This window comes from Rugamonas sp. (genome assembly GCF_025354735.1).
Taxonomy (GTDB): Bacteria; Pseudomonadota; Gammaproteobacteria; order Burkholderiales; family Burkholderiaceae_D; genus Rugamonas.
Window position 1 is genome coordinate 53237 of record NZ_JANXMI010000237.1, and the last position, 17210, is coordinate 70446.

General features: G+C 65.0%; 14 protein-coding genes and 1 other RNA gene. 14 read left to right on the top strand and 1 reads right to left on the bottom strand.

Going from position 1 to position 17210, the window contains the following annotated elements:
• The first annotated feature begins 104 nt into the window (after nucleotides 1-104).
• Together Q0S71_RS19620 and Q0S71_RS19625 are read left to right on the top strand one after the other, a co-directional pair.
• Entirely contained in the window at nucleotides 105-1205 is a 1101-nt protein-coding gene (locus Q0S71_RS19620) for a porin (RefSeq protein ID WP_295999624.1), read from the top strand.
• 135 nt (nucleotides 1206-1340) lie between these two features.
• On the top strand, nucleotides 1341-1877 hold the full coding sequence (locus Q0S71_RS19625) for a hypothetical protein (RefSeq protein WP_295999625.1): 537 nt from the start codon (nucleotides 1341-1343) through the stop codon (nucleotides 1875-1877).
• Nucleotides 1878-2003: 126 nt separating this feature from the next.
• Here the strand turns inward: Q0S71_RS19625 and Q0S71_RS19630 are convergent, their stop codons facing one another.
• Nucleotides 2004-3707 carry a thiamine pyrophosphate-binding protein gene (locus Q0S71_RS19630; RefSeq protein WP_295999627.1) on the bottom strand — a complete coding sequence of 568 codons (1704 nt, stop codon included), beginning with the start codon at nucleotides 3705-3707 and terminating at the stop codon, nucleotides 2004-2006.
• Nucleotides 3708-3877: 170 nt separating this feature from the next.
• Here Q0S71_RS19630 and rnpB point away from each other — a divergent pair.
• The 12 genes from rnpB to ftsW all read left to right on the top strand — a co-directional run.
• Nucleotides 3878-4221, top strand: an RNA gene (gene rnpB / locus Q0S71_RS19635) — RNase P RNA component class A.
• A gap of 100 nt (nucleotides 4222-4321) precedes the next feature.
• Entirely contained in the window at nucleotides 4322-5821 is a 1500-nt protein-coding gene (glpK, locus tag Q0S71_RS19640; protein ID WP_295999629.1) for a glycerol kinase GlpK, read from the top strand.
• 61 nt (nucleotides 5822-5882) lie between these two features.
• A complete protein-coding gene (locus Q0S71_RS19645) occupies nucleotides 5883-6173 on the top strand; it encodes a type II toxin-antitoxin system Phd/YefM family antitoxin (protein WP_295999631.1) in 291 nt (96 codons plus the stop codon).
• A gap of 861 nt (nucleotides 6174-7034) precedes the next feature.
• Entirely contained in the window at nucleotides 7035-7463 is a 429-nt protein-coding gene (mraZ, locus tag Q0S71_RS19650) for a division/cell wall cluster transcriptional repressor MraZ (protein WP_295999633.1), read from the top strand.
• 9 nt (nucleotides 7464-7472) lie between these two features.
• The gene (gene rsmH, locus Q0S71_RS19655) at nucleotides 7473-8438 is read left to right on the top strand and encodes a 16S rRNA (cytosine(1402)-N(4))-methyltransferase RsmH (protein WP_295999635.1); all 966 of its coding nucleotides are present in this window, start codon (nucleotides 7473-7475) and stop codon (nucleotides 8436-8438) included.
• Nucleotides 8435-8746 (top strand): cell division protein FtsL, encoded by a 312-nt coding sequence (gene ftsL, locus Q0S71_RS19660; protein ID WP_295999637.1) that lies wholly within the window; start codon nucleotides 8435-8437, stop codon nucleotides 8744-8746. Before rsmH ends, ftsL begins: the two co-directional genes overlap by 4 nt.
• Nucleotides 8743-10518, top strand: a complete 1776-nt coding sequence (locus Q0S71_RS19665) for a penicillin-binding protein 2 (protein ID WP_295999639.1) — start codon at nucleotides 8743-8745, stop codon at nucleotides 10516-10518. Before ftsL ends, Q0S71_RS19665 begins: the two co-directional genes overlap by 4 nt.
• The gene (locus tag Q0S71_RS19670; RefSeq protein WP_295999641.1) at nucleotides 10515-12077 is read left to right on the top strand and encodes a UDP-N-acetylmuramoyl-L-alanyl-D-glutamate--2,6-diaminopimelate ligase; all 1563 of its coding nucleotides are present in this window, start codon (nucleotides 10515-10517) and stop codon (nucleotides 12075-12077) included. The genes Q0S71_RS19665 and Q0S71_RS19670 overlap by 4 nt, the downstream gene beginning before the upstream one ends.
• Nucleotides 12077-13465, top strand: coding sequence for a UDP-N-acetylmuramoyl-tripeptide--D-alanyl-D-alanine ligase (gene murF, locus Q0S71_RS19675; protein WP_295999643.1), 1389 nt, complete (start codon nucleotides 12077-12079; stop codon nucleotides 13463-13465). The genes Q0S71_RS19670 and murF overlap by 1 nt, the downstream gene beginning before the upstream one ends.
• Nucleotides 13466-13467: 2 nt before the next feature.
• A complete protein-coding gene (gene mraY / locus Q0S71_RS19680) occupies nucleotides 13468-14637 on the top strand; it encodes a phospho-N-acetylmuramoyl-pentapeptide-transferase (RefSeq protein WP_295999645.1) in 1170 nt (389 codons plus the stop codon).
• Entirely contained in the window at nucleotides 14637-16091 is a 1455-nt protein-coding gene (gene murD / locus Q0S71_RS19685) for a UDP-N-acetylmuramoyl-L-alanine--D-glutamate ligase (protein WP_295999647.1), read from the top strand. The genes mraY and murD overlap by 1 nt, the downstream gene beginning before the upstream one ends.
• Nucleotides 16091-17210: putative lipid II flippase FtsW (gene ftsW, locus Q0S71_RS19690; protein ID WP_295999649.1), on the top strand; the 1120-nt coding region annotated here is incomplete at its 3' end. The genes murD and ftsW, both read left to right, overlap by 1 nt.

Consider the following 17210-nt stretch of genomic DNA (forward strand, 5'->3'; position numbering starts at 1 on the left):
CCTCACGGCGGGAGGCGATGTCCGAGAGGCATCGACGGGCGCCGAAGTGGTCGCCGTCGCACTGGCTTTACTTTTTTATGCAACACAACTGAAGGAAAAACATAATGAAAAAATCTCTGATCACCATCGCAGCTCTGGGCGCCCTGAGCAACGTCGCCATGGCTCAATCGAACGTCACCATCTATGGCCTGCTCGACGCCGCTGTTGTCAGCGAGCGCGGCGGTGCGGCTGGTTCCGTCACCAAACTGACCGGCGGCGTGTCGTCGGCTTCCCGTCTGGGCTTCAAGGGTACGGAAGATCTGGGCGGCGGTCTGTCGGCCGTCTTCGTGCTGGAAGAAGGCGTACTGATCGACACCGGCTCGCAGGATTCGGCCGGCCAGGCGTTCAACCGCCAATCGTATGTGGGCCTGAGCAGCAAAGACGCCGGCACCATCACGCTGGGTCGTCAGTACACCATGCTGTACAACGCCATCCAGCAAGTGGGTGACCCGTTCGGCGCCGGCTACGCTGGCACCGCGAAAAACCTGTTCCCAGTTGCCGGCGCTGAAATCCGCGCGAACAACGCCGTCGTCTACTCGTCGCCGAAAATCAACGGCTTCTCGGGCGACGCCATGTACTCGCTGGGCGAGCAGGCTGGCAACAACAGCGCCGGCCGTCAATTCGGCCTGGGCCTGGCCTACGCCAACGGTCCGCTGAACGCGCGCCTGGTCTACAACAACAAGAACAGCGACACCAGCAACAACACCGTCGTCGCGCCAGCCATCGTCGCGTCCAGCCACGATATCGGCCGCAACGTGCTGTTCGCCGCCAACTACGACTTCAGCGTCGCCAAGGCTTACTTCATGTTCGGTTCGGACAAGGGCTTCAACAGCGCCCCTCTGTACAACACCACCGCCAAGCCATATGGCAGCGCCTTCGCCGCCAGCGTGGACAGCAACGACCTGCTGATCGGTACCACCGTGCCAGTCGGCCAGTCGGGCACCGTGATGGCGTCCTACCTGCGCAAGAACGACAAGACCTCGTTCAACCAGGATGCCGACCAGTACGGTATCGGCTACTCGTATGCCCTGTCGAAGCGCACCAGCACCTACGTCGCTTACGCCAAGATCAAGAACAAGAACGGCGCTGGCTACACCGTTGGTAACAACACCGAAGCCGGCACGGGCGACAAGGCCGTCAACATCGGTATGAAGCACACCTTCTAATTCCCGTTCAAGGGAAGCAGAAGCCGCACCGGCCGCGCAAGCGGCTGGCGCGATCACGAGGCCCGGTCCTGCTTGCAGCGCCGGGCCTTGTCGCATCCCGCGCTCAATGCACCACCCAGACATGAAACGGCTTCGATGACATTTTCCCGACCGAACGGCCGCCTGGCGGCGGCGCTGCTGATCCTGCTGGCCTCCTGCGCGGCGATCGCCGCCATCGCCGCGCCCCAGCTGGCGCGCAAACCCGCCGCCGGCCTGCCGCGCTACGGCATGGCCGTCTATTCCGACTTGTGCGTCAACGGCGACAGCGGCGAATTCGGCGGCCAGCGCATCACGCTGCAACGCTTCAACGAAGTCGACACCGTGATTTATGAATACACCGCCGGCGGCTTGAGCTGGCCGGTGGTGGCCAGCGACGTCAACATCGACCCGCGCGGCCGCCAGCTTTACTTCACCGTCAAGCCGCCCGACGGCGAGGAGCGCACCATCAGCGGCAAGCTGTCGGCCGACGCCCAGCTGCTGACGCTCGACGGCGGCTATTGCGGCGACGCGCAAGTGCCGATGCGGCTGGCCAGGATCGGCGATTTCGGCCGCAAGGCGGCCGCCTGCAAAGCTTGCCCGGAGCACAAGCCGGTCGCGCCGCCGGGCCAGCCGGATGGCGCGCCGCAGGCCTGACGTCCACATGTAAACAATATAAATAATATAAATAGTATGTTGGGCGGCGGCGCGGCGATGGCCGCGCGCTGAAAAAACGGGCCGGCCGCATCACGCGGCCGGCCCGTTTTTATTTTTCGCCCGGTCTTACTTCGCCGCGCGCGCCGCCTCGGCGTTCTTGCGTATCGTTTCCAGCGTCGCACCCGGCGTAATCAGGTTGCCGTCGTAGCGCAGTTCGATCAACGCCGGCAGCTGCGTGCCGTTGGCGTGCGCCAGCGCGCGTTCCAGCGCCGGGCCGAATTGTTCGGTCGCCGTCACCACTTCGCCGTGCGCGCCGTAGGCCACGGCCAGCGCCGCGAAGTCGGGGTTGTGCAGCTGCGTGCCGGACACGCGGCCGGGATAGTCGCGCTCCTGGTGCATGCGGATGGTGCCGAACATGCCGTTGTTGAAAACGATGATGACCACGCCCGCCTTGTACTGCACGGCCGTGGCCAGCTCCTGGCCGTTCATCATGTACTCGCCGTCGCCGGCGAAGGTGATGACGGTGAGCTGCGGCGCGATGATCTTGGCGGCCACGCCGGCCGGCACGCCGTAACCCATCGCGCCGCTGGTCGGCGCCAGCTGCGTGCGCATGCCGCCGTAGCGGTGGAAGCGGTGCGCCCACGTGGCGTAGTTGCCGGCGCCGTTGGTGATGATGGCGTCGGCCGGCGCCAGCTTGCGGATCTGCTGCACCACCTGCCACAGGTCGAGCGGCGCCTGGCCGTCCTGGAAGATGGGCGGCTGCTCCTGATAGGCCAGCAGTTCGGCCCTGGCCTGCGCCACCGAGTCGCGCCAGGCGCCGGCGTCGACCGGCGCCAGCGCGGCCAGCATCGCCGCCGCCTGCGCCATGCCGCTGTTAATCATCAACTCGGCCTGGTAGACGCTGCCCAGTTCCTCGGCGTCGGCGTGGATGTGGATCAGGCGCTGCGCGGGCACCGGCGATGCAATCAACGTATAGCCGCCTGTGGTCATCTCGCCCAGGCGCGGGCCGATGGCGATGATGACGTCGGCGTCGCGCACGCGCGCGGCCAGTTTCGGGTTGATGCCGATGCCGACGTCGCCGACATAATTCGGGTGCGCGTTGTCGAGCAGGTCCTGGAAGCGGAACGCGCACGCCACCGGCAGGTGGTTGTCCTCGGCGTAGCGCTGCACGTCGGCGCAGGCTTGGGCGTTCCAGCCGCCGCCGCCCAGCAGCAGCAGCGGGCGTTGGGCGCCGGCCAGCATCTCGCGCAGCCGCGCCATTTGCGCGGCCGACGGCGACGCCTGCACCGGCTGATAGCGGCGCGTATCGGCCACGGCGGCCGTCGAGATCAGCATGTCCTCCGGCAGCGCCAGCACCACCGGACCGGGACGGCCGCTGGTGGCGACCTGGAAGGCGCGCGCCAGGTATTCGGGGATGCGGTCGGCGCGGTCGATCTGCGCCACCCACTTGGCCATCTGGCCGTACATGCGGCGGTAGTCGATTTCCTGGAAGGCCTCGCGGTCGGCGAAGTCGTTGCCGACCTGGCCGATGAAGAGGATCATCGGCGTCGAATCCTGGTAGGCCGTGTGGACGCCGATCGAGGCGTTGGTCGCGCCGGGGCCGCGGGTGACGAAGCAGATGCCGGGCCGGCCCGTCATCTTGCCGTAGGCGTCGGCCATGAAGGCGGCGCCGCCCTCCTGGCGGTTGATGATGAAGCGGATCGCCGAATCGTGCAGCGCGTCGAGCACGTCGAGGTAGCTTTCGCCGGGCACGCCGAAGGCGGTGTCGACGCCGTGGATTTTCAGGGCATCGACCAGGATCTGGCCGCCGGTGCGGGTAGGGTGGGTCATGGGTCTAACCTTCGTGATGGAAGAGGGAGCGGTGATCGCCGGGCTGGCATCATTCTAAAACGCGGCGCCGGCACCGGCTTTTGAAATGGCGACACCAAATTTCAGATTCGACGGCGGCCGGCGCGGCGCTTTTCCCCCTGCGGCCGGCGCGGCGCGGTACAATACGCCTCGAAGCAAGCCAGACAGCCGCTGGCCAGCGCGTAATGCCTGGCGGGAGGAAGGTCCGGACTCCATAGAGCGGGGTGACGGTTAACGGCCGTCCGCTGAAAGCCGCAAGCGCAAGCCCAGGGTATAAGGCGAGGAATAGGGCCACAGAGACGAGCGTATTAAGTTACGGTGAAACGCGGTAACCTCCACCTGGTGCAATTCCAAATAGGCACGCGATGATGCTGCTCGCGGAGCGTGCGGGTAGGAAGCTTGAGCGCCGGAGTAATTCGGCGCCTAGAGGAATGGCTGTCATAGCGCGGGTTCGCCCGCGCCGTAACAAAATCCGGCCTATCGGCTTGCTTCAACTAATAACCAGATCGAGATCGGATGACAACGCCGTTATATCGATCGCGGCCGCCACCGGAACGTAGCACATCTATAATGTGGCGACGACCGGGGACCCGCCGATGAAAAAATACATACTCGCGCTCGACCAGGGCACCACCAGCTCGCGCGCCATCCTGTTCGACCACGACGGCCAGATCTGCGGCAGCGCGGCCCAGGAATTCCCCCAGCATTTCCCGCATCCGGGCTGGGTCGAACACGACCCCAACGACATCTGGAACAGCCAGCTCTCGGTGGCCCGCAAAGTCCTGCACGACAGCCACATCGACAGCAAGCAGATACGCGCCATCGGCATCGCCAACCAGCGCGAGACCACCGTCGTGTGGGACCGCAAGACGGGCGAGCCGATCGCGCCGGCCATCGTCTGGCAAGACCGCCGCGGCGCCGACCTGTGCGCGCAGCTGCGCGCCGACGGCAAGGCCAGGCGCGTCGCCGACGCCACCGGCCTGGAACTGGACGCCTATTTTTCCGCCACCAAGGTCAAATGGCTGCTCGACCACGTGCCCTGCGCGCGCGAGCGGGCCCGCCATGGCGCGCTGGCCTTCGGCACCATCGACAGCTGGCTGGCGTGGAAGCTGTGCGGCGTCCACGTCACGGACGTCAGCAACGCCGCGCGCACCATGCTGTTCAACATACACCTGATGCGCTGGGACCAGGACTTGCTCGACCTGTTCGACATCCCGGAGGCGATGCTGCCGCTGGTGGTGTCGTCGAGCGAAGAAGTCGGCAACACCAAGGCGGCGCTGTTCGGCGGCGCCATTCCCGTGGCCGGCATCGCCGGCGACCAGCAGGCCGCCACTTTCGGCCAGGCCTGCCACCGGCCCGGCATGGTCAAGAACACCTACGGCACCGGATGCTTTTTGCTGATGAACGCGGGCCGCCACCCGGTCGCGTCCAGCAACCGCCTGCTGTCGACGGTGGGCTGGCGCGTCGACGGCGAGACCGACTATCTGCTCGAGGGCAGCGTCTTCATGGGCGGCGCCACCGTGCAGTGGCTGCGCGACGGCCTGGGCATCATCGACAAGTCGAGCGACGTCGAGGCGCTGGCCGTCAGTGTGCCCGACAGCGGCGGCGTGTTCATGGTGCCGGCCTTCGTCGGCCTCGGCGCGCCGCACTGGGACCCGTACGCGCGCGGAGCGCTGGTCGGCCTGACGCGCGGCAGCAACCGCGCCCACATCGCGCGCGCCGCGCTCGAAGCCATCGCCTACCAGAGCGCGGAGCTGATGCTGGCCATGCAGAAGGACGCCCGCACGCCGCAGCGCCCCATCGAGCTGCTGGAAGTGCGGGCCGACGGCGGCGCCGCCCGCAACGACCTGCTGATGCAGTTCCAGGCCGACCTGCTGGGCGTGCCCGTGGTGCGGCCGCAGGTGACGGAAACGACGGCGCTGGGCGCGGCCTATCTGGCCGGGCTGGCGGTCGGCTTCTGGGACACGCGCGAGGAAGTGGCGGCCCAGTGGGCTTGCGAGCGGCGCTTTTCGCCGCAGATGAGCGCCGAGCGGCGCGCCGAACTGATGGGATTGTGGGGCCGCGCGGTCGAGCGCTCCAAAGGCTGGGCGGCTTGATGGAGCTGGTTCTATCTGGCTTATAATCGACACACTCCGGTTCCGTCGATGAGGTGATGATATGGCTATTTCTGAAAATGACATCGTGCCGCTGTCGCAAGCGCGGGCAAATTTCTCGGAATTGGCGGAGCAGGTGAAGGCTGGCGCGGAAAAAGTGATTACGAAAAACGGCGCAAGCTACGTGGCCCTGATCGATGCCGCCCGGCTCGACTACTACCATCAACTCGAACGTGAGCGCATCCATTTGCTGCAGATTGATGACGCGGCAAAAGGATTGAATGATGTCGCTGCGGGCCGGACCGAAGATGCGCGCGTCGCGCTCAATGCCCGCAAAAAGCGCCGCGCCGCCTGATCGTCCGCTCTGTCGCGGTCATGGACAAGAAAATCCCAGTCAGGTTCAGTGCAAACTTCGAGCGCAACCTCGACAGCATCGAACAATTTTTGACTGAGGCGGGCGTGCCGTGGAATCTTTAGGCCGATTACGTGCTGCTTTATTTATGGGACAGCCATGACGTCTTTTTGCTCTCAATCAAGCATCATCGCCAATCTTTTTTGACTTGAACTTGCTTTGGAAACGATAAAAAACCGGCTTCCGGTCGCCATCTGCTATGCGTATAATGACGCATGTCCGCCGGTTTTGGATTTAATTTGTCTATACAAAATAGCGCTGCCTGGCCAAAATTTTTAACAATTGCAATTTATATTTCACCTTTTCAGTAGCGATTTTGAAGGTCATCCATTCCGCCTCAAACGCGTTTGCAGCGCGCCGCGCCGTTAATTCTCTCCAAAAACCACTCTAAACCGTCTTTTTACCGACCGGCATGGCCGCGCCATCGGCGTGGGCCGTCAAGCACGGTATTGTTGGTATTTGGCAACCTTATATATAAATTTCAATTATTTAATTTGACTAATAGTCCGATCCGGGTGCAGGCAAACCCATGTGTGCAGATGAGGTGGCACATTCACTATCTTCTATAAGTATCTAATTTCTCGATATATTTTCCTCCGCGCCCGCTTCAAGGAAGTACGCTAAGTCCTTAATTTCATTAATAAAATCCCTGTTTCGTCTGGTGGAAACCGCTTGACCACCATTCTTGCATCCACTAAAGTGGTCATCTGTGTGAAAAAGTGTGTTTTTGTGGGAAATATCAGCCACGACAGCGACGCCAACACTACTCAACTCCGTTCATAATTTTGAGGTTAAAGGTTCTCCGTGTTTCAAGGCGCGTCCGCTCTCAGTCTCGATGCCAAAGGCAGGATGTCTATTCCCGCCAAGCACCGTGACGCGCTCGCCATCCAGTACGAAGGCCGCCTCACGCTGACCCGCCACCCCGACGGCTGCATCATGCTGTTCCCCCGTCCCGTCTGGGAAAACCACCGCGAACAAATCGCCGCCTGGCCGATGGCCGCGCGCGCCTGGCAGCGCATCTTCCTCGGCAGCGCCTGCGACGTCGAACTCGACTCGGCCGGCCGCATCCTGATCGCGCCCGAACTGCGCGCCGCCGTCGGCCTGGCGCGCGACGCCATGATGCTCGGCATGGGCAGCCACTTTGAAATCTGGGACGCGGCCAAGCTGGCCGAAAAAGAACAGCAGGCTATCGATGCCGGCACCCCCGATGTGCTTAACAATTTTTCTTTCTAAGGTTCCGCGATGACGACATTGGCGGTGCCGGAATTTCAGCATCGTACGGTGCTGCTGGACGAGGCGGTCGACGCGCTCGCGCTGCACGGCGCGCGCGCCGACGGCATCTACGTCGACGGCACTTTCGGCCGCGGCGGGCACAGCCGCCTGATCCTGTCCAGGCTGGGCGCGGCCGCGCGCCTGGTCGCCTTCGACAAGGACTTGCAGGCCATCGCCACCGCCGAACAGATCGCCGACCCGCGCTTCCAGATCGTCCACGACAGCTTCGCCACGATGACCGCCTCGCTCAATGAGCGCGGCATCGGCCAAGTCGACGGCATCCTGCTCGACCTGGGCATCTCGTCGCCGCAGGTGGACGACGCCGCGCGCGGCTTCAGTTTTCGTAACGACGGTCCGCTCGACATGCGCATGGACACCACGCGCGGCATCTCGGCGGCCGAGTGGATCGCCACTGAAACCGAGCAGACACTGGAAAAGGTGATAAGAGAATATGGGGAAGAACGGTTTGCTTTTCAGATTGCAAAGGCGATTGCTGCTCGCCGGGCAGTCGAGCCAATTTCAAGCACACGACAGCTTGCCGCTATCGTGGCAGGGGCGGTCAAGACCCGTGAAAAGGGTAAGGACCCGGCCACCCGTACCTTTCAGGCTATCCGGATTTTCATCAATAAAGAACTTGAAGACCTTGAGACTGGACTGACGCAAGCCTACGCCAGCCTGGCGCCGGGCGGCATCATCGCCGTCATCAGCTTCCACTCGCTGGAAGACCGCATGGTCAAGCGCTTCTTCGCGTCGAAGGCGAATGTCGAGCAGCCCGACCGCCGCCTGCCGATCCGCGCCGTCGATCTGCCGCAGCCGGAAATCAAGCTGCTGTCGAAGATGAAGCCGTCCGACGCCGAAGTGGCCGCCAACCCGCGTTCGCGTTCGGCGGTCATGCGCGTGGCGCGCCGGCTGCCGTTCCCGGAGGCGGCGCGATGAGCGGCAAACTCAATGTGCTGTTGACCGCCTTGCTGGTCGGCTGCGGCCTGTCGCTGGTCAACGCCCAGTACCAGGCGCGCCAGCTGTTCTTTGAACTGGAGCGCTCGCAGTCGCAGGCGCGCCAGCTCGACATCGAATGGGCGCAGCTGCAGCTGGACCAGTCCACGCTGGGCAAGCATGCGCGCATCGAGGAAATCGCACGGCGCGACCTGAATATGATTCCGCTGACCGCGACCCGCACCCAGTACCTGTCGCCGGACGCATCGCCATCGCCATCGCCGACACCCGCAGCGGAGGCCGCGCAATGAGCCGTGCGAACAACGCGAACGGCGCGCGCGTGGCCCGCTCCAAAGGCGTGCCGTTCTCGAAGAATCCGGTGCTGGCGGTGCGCCTGCCGGTCTGGCGTTCGCGCGTCGTGCTGTTCGTGTTGTTCGCCGCCTTCGCCGGCCTCGCCGCGCGCGCCCTGTGGCTGCAAGGCCTGTCGACCCAGTTCCTGCAAAAGCAGGGCGAGATCCGCTACGCCCGCACGCTCGACCTGCCGGCCACGCGCGGCAAGATCACCGACCGCGATGGCCAGGTGCTGGCGTCGTCGGTGCCGGTCAAGGCCATCTGGGCGATTCCCGACGACGTGCAGGAAGCACCGCCGGAAAAATTGAAGGCACTGGCCAAGCTGCTCGACATGAGCGACGCCGACCTGAAAAAGAAGCTGGACTCCGACCGCGGCTTCGTCTACCTGAAACGCCAGGTGGAGCAGGACGTGGCCGACCAGATCACCAGGCTCGATATCGACGGCATCCAGACCCGCAAGGAATACAAGCGCTTCTACCCGCAGGGCGAAGTGGCGACCCACGTGGTCGGCTTCACCAACGTGGAAGACGCCGGCCAGGAAGCGATGGAACTGGCGCAGCAAAAAACCCTGGTCGGCGTACCGGGCAGCCGCCGCGTCATCAAGGATCGTCTCGGCCACATCGTCGAAGACCTCGAATCGGTGCGCGAGCCGCACGACGGCAAAGACCTGACGCTGTCCATCGACAGCAAAATCCAGTACATCGCCTTCACCCAGCTGAAGGACGCGGTCGAAAAATTCCACGCCAAGGCCGGCGCCGCCGTGGTGCTCGACGTGCACACCGGCGAAGTGCTGGCGCTGGCCAACTGGCCGTCCTACAACCCGAACGACCGCAGCACGCTGACCGGCGAGCAGCTGCGCAACCGCGTCATGACCGACACCTTCGAGCCGGGTTCCTCGCTCAAGCCCTTCACCGTCGGCCTGGCGCTGGACACGCATCGCGTCACCCCGTACACCAAATTCGACACCGGCAACGGCTCCTACACCATCGCCGACAAGACCATCCACGACACCCACGCCCACGGCGTGATCGACGTGCAGGAGATCATCCAGAAGTCGTCCAACATCGGCACCTCGAAGATCGCGCTGTCGATGCCGTCGCAGGACATGTGGGAGATGTTCACCAAGGTCGGCCTCGGCCAGCAGCCCAAGTGGGGCTTCCCCGGCGCCGTCGCCGGCCGCGTGCGTCCGTATAAATCGTGGCGTCCCATCGAGCAGGCCAACATGAGCTTCGGCCAGGGCATCTCGGTGTCGCTGATCCAGCTGGCGCGCGCCTACATGATCTACGCCCGCAACGGCGACATCATTCCGCTGTCGTTCAAGAAGCTGTCGGAGCCGCCGGTCGGCACCCAGATCGTCAGCGCCAAGACCGCCGCCGAAATGCGCGACATGCTGGAGATGGTGGTGCTGCCGGGCGGCACCGCCGTCAAGGCGCAAGTGCCCGGCTACCGCGCCGGCGGCAAGACCGGCACCGCGCAAAAAGTCATCAACGGCCGCTATTCCCAGTCCAAATATATCGGTAACTTCGTCGGCATGGTGCCGATGTCGAATCCGCGCTTCATCATCGCCGTCATGATCGACGAGCCGGGCGGCCCGGTGCACGTCGGCGGCGACGTCGCCGGTCCGGCGTTTTCGGCGGTGGCCTCGAACGTGCTGCGCGCGAAAAACGTCACGCCCGATTCGACCGTGACCCAAATTATCATTCCTGAGAATTCCGAACAGGAGACCCCATGACGCTTATCTCCTTCGACCCGCAGGCGATCGCCGGTGCGATCAGGCAGCTGGCGCCGAACGCGCAGCTGGCGTCGGACTCGCGCCGGGTCCAGCCGGGCGATGTGTTCTTCGCCTACGCCGCCGACGGCGCTGCTAATGCCGTCGATGGCCGCGCCTTTATCGAAGCGGCCGTCCAGCAGGGCGCGGCCGTGGTGGTGTACGACCCCGCCGGCTACGCCTGGAACCCGGCATGGACCGTGCCGCATATCGACGTGGCGCGGCTCAAAGAGCAGGCCGGCCCGATCGCGCACGCCTTCTACAATCAGCCCGACAGCGCCATGTTCAGCGTCGGCGTCACCGGCACCAACGGCAAGACCTCCAGCGCCGTATGGCTGGGCTCCGCGCTGTCGCGCTGCGGCCAGCCGGCGGCCGTCATCGGCACGCTGGGCGTGGGCCTGTTCAAGGCGCGCGGCGACGTGGCCTACGACGTCACCGGCTACACCACGCCGGACGCGGTGCTGCTGGCGCGCACGCTGGCCGCCTCGCGCGACGCCGGCGCCGCCTCGCTGGCGATCGAAGTGTCGTCGCACGCGCTCGAGCAGGGCCGCGTCGCCGGCATGCACTTCGACGTCGCGCTGTTCACCAATTTGACGCGCGACCATCTCGACTACCACGGCAGCATGGCCGCCTACGAAGCGGCCAAGACCAGATTGTTCGACTGGCCCGGCCTGAAAACGGCCGTCATCAACCTCGACGACGCGATGGGCCTGCGCCTGGTCGCGCACGTGGCGGGCAAATTGAGCGGCGCGATGCCGGTGATCGGCTACACGCTGGCCGACGCCGCGACCCGGCCCGACATCGCCGGCGTGACGATGCTGCGCGCCAGCCAGTTGCGCAGCAGCCGCGGCGCCGGCACCGAATTCCACCTGGAGTCGCCGCTCGGCGCGGCGCAGGTCAAGACGCGGCTGGTCGGCCACTTCAACATCAGCAACGCGCTAGGCGTGATGGGCGCGCTGCTGGCCAAGGGCATGACGCTGCGCGCCGCCATCGACGCCATCGAAGCGCTGCTGCCGGCGCCGGGCCGCATGCAGCAGGTCGGCGGCCAGGACGCGCCGATGATCGTCATCGACTACGCGCACACGCCGGACGCGCTGGAAAAAACCCTGGCCGCGCTGCGCCCCGTGGCGCAGGATCGCGGCGGCCAGTTGTGGTGCGTGTTCGGCTGCGGCGGCGACCGCGATCCGGGCAAGCGCCCGCAGATGGGCGCCATCGCGCAGCTGGCCGACCACGTCGTCGTCACCAGCGACAATCCGCGCAGCGAAGATCCGCAGGCCATCATCGACCAAATCGTCGCCGGCATGGACGCGGCGCACCCGTCGTCGGTGCTGCAAACGATAGAAAACCGCGCCGCCGCGATCCTGTCGGCCATCAAGCACGCCGCCAAGCCGGACGTGATCCTGCTGGCCGGTAAGGGCCACGAGCCGTATCAGGAAATCAAGGGCAAGAGGCTGCCGTTCTCCGACACCGACCACGCGCAGCTGGCGTTGTCGGCCCGCCTGACGATGATGAGGACGAATTGATGCGCGCTGTACTCGCACAGATCCTGTCGTCGCTGGACGGCGCGGTACTGCACAACGCGGTGGACGACGATATCGCCTTCAGCGGCGTGTCGACCGACAGCCGCAGCGTGGCCGCCGGCGCGCTGTTCGTCGCGCTGCGCGGCGACGTGTTCGACGCCCACAGCTTCCTGCTGCAGGTGGCGCAGCGCGGCGTCGTCGCCGTCGTCGTCGAAGAACTGCCGGCCGGCTGGACGCTGCCGGCCATCGTCGTGCCGAACACCTTGGTGGCGCTGGGGCAGATCGCCAATTACTGGCGCCGCCAGTTCGCGCTGCCGGTCATCGGCGTCACCGGCAGCAACGGCAAGACCACGGTCAAGGAAATGATCGCCTCGATACTGGCCGCCGCGTATGGCGACCAAGGCCGGCTCGCCACGCGTGGCAACCTGAATAATGAAATCGGCGTTCCGCTGACGCTGTTGCGCATGGACGCCGCGCAGCGTGCGGCCGTGATTGAACTGGGCATGAACCATCCCGGCGAAATCGCGCGCCTGAGCGCCATCGCCATGCCGACCGTCGCCATGGTCAACAACGCCCAGCGCGAGCACCAGGAATTCATGCACACCGTGGAAGCGGTCGCCCGTGAAAACGGCGCCGTGCTGCAAAGCCTGGCCGCCGACGGCATCGCCGTGTTCCCGCATGACGACGAGTTCTCGCCGCTGTGGCGCGAGTTGAGCGCCGGCCGCGCCGTCGTCAGCTTCGGGCTGGGCGCGGGCGCGGACGTCGGCTGCACTTACCTCGCCGGCGATTTCGGCAGCGACCTGGCCGTCACCATCGGCCCGCAAGCGGCGCCGGTGCGATTCGACGTCGCGCTGCAAGCGGCCGGTGAGCACAACGTGCGCAACGCGCTGGCCGCCATCGCCTGTACCTACGCGGCCGGCGTGCCGGTCGACGCGATCAGGATCGGACTCGATGCGTTCGCGCCGGTCAGCGGCCGCCTGCAAAAAAAGGCCGCCGCCAATGGCGCCGTCGTCATCGACGACAGCTACAACGCCAATCCCGATTCCGTGCGCGCCGCCATCGACGTGCTGGCGAAAGCGGCGCCGCCGCGCGTGCTGGTGCTGGGCGACATGGGCGAAGTGGGCACCCAGGGCCGCGAGTTCCACCAGGAGATAGGCGCATATGCGCAAAGCAAAGGCATCGAACAGGTGCTGGTAACCGGTGAATTGGCGCGCCATATGAACGGCGCATCGATACATCATTTTGAACAGTTCGACGCTTTGCTGGCCGCCGTCGACGCGGCCGTCACGTCGACAGCAACCGTATTAATCAAGGGCTCCCGTTTCATGAAGATGGAACGGGTCGTGCAGCATTTGATTGGATTGCAACAAGCTAACAAGGAAAGTCACTAATCATGCTGCTCTGGCTCGCACAATATTTTCAACAAGACCTCGGACCCCTGCGGGTCTTTAACTTCATCACCTTCCGCGCCGTCTTCGCGACGATCACCGCGCTGACCATCGGCCTGGCCGCCGGTCCGGCCGTGATCCGCAAGCTGACCGCGATGAAGTACGGCCAGGCCGTGCGCACCGACGGTCCGCAGACCCATTTGAAAAAACACGGCACGCCCACCATGGGCGGCGTGCTGCTGCTCATTTCCATCGGCGTCTCGACGCTGCTGTGGTGCGACCTGTCGAACCGTTTGATCTGGCCGGTGCTGGTGGTGACAATCGGCTTCGGCGCCGTCGGCTGGGTCGACGACTACCGCAAGGTGGTGCGCCAGGATCCGCAGGGCATGCGCTCGGCCGAAAAATACTTCTGGCAGTCGCTGGTCGGCATCTCGGCCGCGCTCTACCTGGCGTTCTCGGTGTCGGCGCCGAATGCGGCCAAGGTGTTCGAGTTGTTCTTCGAGTGGGTGCGCTCGGGCTTCTCGATGGACCTGCCGCCCAAGGCCGACCTGATCGTCCCCTTCTTCAAGACCATCAGCTATCCGGTCGGCGTGTGGGGCTTCATCGCATTGACGTACTGCGTCATCGTCGGCACCAGCAACGCCGTCAACTTCACCGACGGCCTCGATGGCCTGGCCATCATGCCGACGATTATGGTCGGCTCGGCGCTCGGCCTGTTCGCCTACCTGACCGGCAGCGCCACCTATTCGCGCTACCTGTTCATCCCGCACATTCCCGGCGCGGGCGAACTGATTATTTTCTGTGGCGCGCTGGCCGGCGCCGGCCTGGCCTTCCTGTGGTTTAACACCCACCCGGCGCAAGTGTTCATGGGCGACGTCGGCGCGCTGGCGCTGGGCGGCGCGCTCGGCACCATCGCCGTCATCGTGCGCCAGGAAATCGTCCTGTTCATCATGGGCGGCATCTTCGTCGCCGAAACGGTGTCGGTGATTATCCAGGTGGGCTGGTTCAAGTTCACGAAGAAGCGCTTCGGCGTCGGCCGCCGGGTGTTCCTGATGGCGCCCCTGCACCACCATTTTGAACAAAAGGGCTGGAAAGAGACGCAGGTCGTGGTCCGCTTCTGGATCGTGACGATGATGCTGGTGCTCGTTGGCCTCTCCACTTTGAAACTGCGCTGATGATCTACGACGGCAAAAACGCGCTGGTATTGGGACTGGGAGAATCCGGTCTCGCGATGGCGCTGTGGCTCGCCCGCGGCTGCCCGCGCGTGCGCGTCGCCGACACGCGCGCCACGCCGGAGCGCCTGCCGGCGCTGCGGGAAGCCGTCGCCGATGTTCAATTCGTCGCCGGCCCGTTCGGCGCGGCGCTGCTGGACGGCGTGGACTTCGTCGCCGTCAGCCCCGGCCTGGCGCCCAACCGCGAGCTGGCCGAGATCATGCCGGCCGCCGCTTCCGCCGGCATTCCGGTATGGGGCGAGATCGAGCTGTTCGCGCAGGCGCTGGAGTCGCTGGAGACCGAACGTGCCTACACGCCGAAGATTATCGCCATCACCGGCACCAACGGCAAGACCACCGTCACCACGCTGGTCGGCCAGCTGTGCGAACGCGCCGGCAAGTCGGTGCGCGTGGCCGGCAATATCAGCCCCGCCGCGCTGGACGTGCTGCGCGAAGTGCTCGATACCGAAACGCTGCCGGAAGTGTGGGTACTTGAGTTATCAAGCTTCCAGCTGCAAACCACGTACACGCTGGAAGCCGACGCCGCGACCGTCTTGAACGTCACCCAGGACCACCTGGACTGGCATGGCGACATGCCGTCCTACGCCGCCGCCAAGCACCGCGTCTTCGCGGCCGACACCGTGCGCGTACTCAATCGCGACGACGCCACCGTCATGCGCATGGCCAGCGCCACCGGCCGGAACGTCAGCTTCGGCACCGACGCGCCGACGCTGCGCGACGACCTGGGCCTGAACAGCGAGCGTGGCGTGTTGTGGCTGGCCACCGCCGTGCCGGCCGAGGAGGAGGGCGAGCCGAAGAAGCGCAAGAAGAACGATGCGCCGCCGCCGCCGGTCGAATGCATGGTCAAGAATCTGATGCCGGCCGACGCGCTGCAAATCCGCGGCGTGCACAACGCCGCCAACGCGCTGGCCGCGCTGGCGCTGTGCCGCGCCATCGATCTGCCGCTGGCGCCGCTGCTGCACGGCCTGCGCGACTATCGCGGCCAGCCGCACCGCGTGGAATTAATCACCGCCGTCAATGCGGTCGAATACTACGACGACAGCAAGGGCACCAACGTCGGCGCCACCGTGGCCGCCTTGAATGGACTGGGCAAAAGTTTCGGCGGCGCCGACCAACGCCTGGTGGTCATCATGGGCGGCGACGGCAAGGGCCAGGACTTCGAGCCGCTGGCCGAACCGGTGTCGCGCTACGTGCGCGCCGTGATGCTGATCGGCCGCGACGCGCCGCTGCTGCGCGCCGCGCTGGCGCCGTCCGGCGTTGAACTGGAAGACTGCGCCGACCTGCCGCAAGCGGTCAAGCGCGCCAGCATGGACATGTTCAAGAACTATGCGCACCGCGCGCAGGTGTTTGTCGACGCCGTGCGCGACATCGCGCTCGACGCGGGACAGGATATCTGATGGCCTTCCAGCTTCCATTCTTCTTCTCTGGCTCCGCGTCCGGCACGACGATGGACAGCCGCGCGCGCCAGTCGAAGATGATGGAATACGACCAGCCGCTGGTCTGGGTCACGCTGCTGCTGATGCTGTTCGGGATGGTGATGGTGTATTCGGCCTCGATCTCGCTGCCCGATTCGCCGAAATTCGCCAACTACGTGCGCTGGCAAAACACCTACTTCCTCGCGCGCCAGGCCGCCTTCATCGTCATCTCGCTGCTGGCCGGCCTGTTCGTGTTCCGCATCCGCATCGCGGACCTGCAAAAGGCCGCGCCCTACCTGTTCATCGGCACGCTGGTGCTGCTGGTGCTGGTGCTGGTGCCCGGCCTCGGCGTGGTCGTCAACGGCGGCCGCCGCTGGCTGTCGCTGCGCGTGATTAACGTGCAGCCGTCGGAGCTGATGAAGGTCGTCGCCGTGCTGTACGCGGCCGACTACACGGTGCGCAAGCAGCAGTATATGCACAAGCTGACCAAGGGCTTCATGCCGATGGCCGCCGCTGTCGGCTGCGTCGGCCTGCTGCTGCTGCTCGAACCCGACCTTGGCGCCTTCGGCGTGATCGTCTGCATCGCCATGGGCATCCTGTTCTTGGGCGGGATCAACGCGGTCTGGTTCGGCGGCATCGGCGCCGTGCTGGTGACGATCTTCGTGACCATCATCGCGCTGTCCAAGTTCCGCCGCGAGCGTTACTTCGCCTACCTCAATCCGTGGCAGGAAGATAACGCGCTCAATAAAGCCTATCAGCTGACGCACTCGCTGATCGCCTTCGGCCGCGGTGAAATCTTCGGCGTCGGTTTGGGCGGCAGCGTCGAGAAGCTGCACTACCTGCCGGAAGCGCACACCGACTTTTTGCTGGCCGTGATCGGCGAAGAACTCGGCCTGGCCGGCGTGCTGGTGGTGATCGCCATGTTCTATTGGATCATCAAGCGCGCCTTCGACATCGGCCGCCAGGCCATCGCCATCGACCAGACCTTCGCCGGCCTGACGGCCAAGGGCATCGGCATCTGGATCGGCGTGCAGACCTTTATTAATATGGGCGTGAACCTTGGCCTGCTGCCGACCAAGGGTCTAACCTTGCCGCTGATGA

Excerpts from the sequence above, each read along its gene's own strand:
- glpK (WP_295999629.1), top strand. The coding sequence starts at position 4,322 with ATGAAAAAATACATACTCGCGCTCGACCAGGGCACCACCAGCTCGCGC.
- ftsL (WP_295999637.1), top strand. The coding sequence starts at position 8,435 with ATGAGCGGCAAACTCAATGTGCTGTTGACCGCCTTGCTGGTCGGCTGC.
- Q0S71_RS19665 (WP_295999639.1), top strand. The coding sequence starts at position 8,743 with ATGAGCCGTGCGAACAACGCGAACGGCGCGCGCGTGGCCCGCTCCAAA.
- Q0S71_RS19620 (WP_295999624.1), top strand. The coding sequence starts at position 105 with ATGAAAAAATCTCTGATCACCATCGCAGCTCTGGGCGCCCTGAGCAAC.
- Q0S71_RS19670 (WP_295999641.1), top strand. The coding sequence starts at position 10,515 with ATGACGCTTATCTCCTTCGACCCGCAGGCGATCGCCGGTGCGATCAGG.
- rsmH (WP_295999635.1), top strand. The coding sequence starts at position 7,473 with ATGACGACATTGGCGGTGCCGGAATTTCAGCATCGTACGGTGCTGCTG.
- murF (WP_295999643.1), top strand. The coding sequence starts at position 12,077 with ATGCGCGCTGTACTCGCACAGATCCTGTCGTCGCTGGACGGCGCGGTA.
- murD (WP_295999647.1), top strand. The coding sequence starts at position 14,637 with ATGATCTACGACGGCAAAAACGCGCTGGTATTGGGACTGGGAGAATCC.
- mraY (WP_295999645.1), top strand. The coding sequence starts at position 13,468 with ATGCTGCTCTGGCTCGCACAATATTTTCAACAAGACCTCGGACCCCTG.
- Q0S71_RS19645 (WP_295999631.1), top strand. The coding sequence starts at position 5,883 with ATGGCTATTTCTGAAAATGACATCGTGCCGCTGTCGCAAGCGCGGGCA.
- Q0S71_RS19630 (WP_295999627.1), bottom strand. The coding sequence starts at position 3,707 with ATGACCCACCCTACCCGCACCGGCGGCCAGATCCTGGTCGATGCCCTG.
- Q0S71_RS19625 (WP_295999625.1), top strand. The coding sequence starts at position 1,341 with ATGACATTTTCCCGACCGAACGGCCGCCTGGCGGCGGCGCTGCTGATC.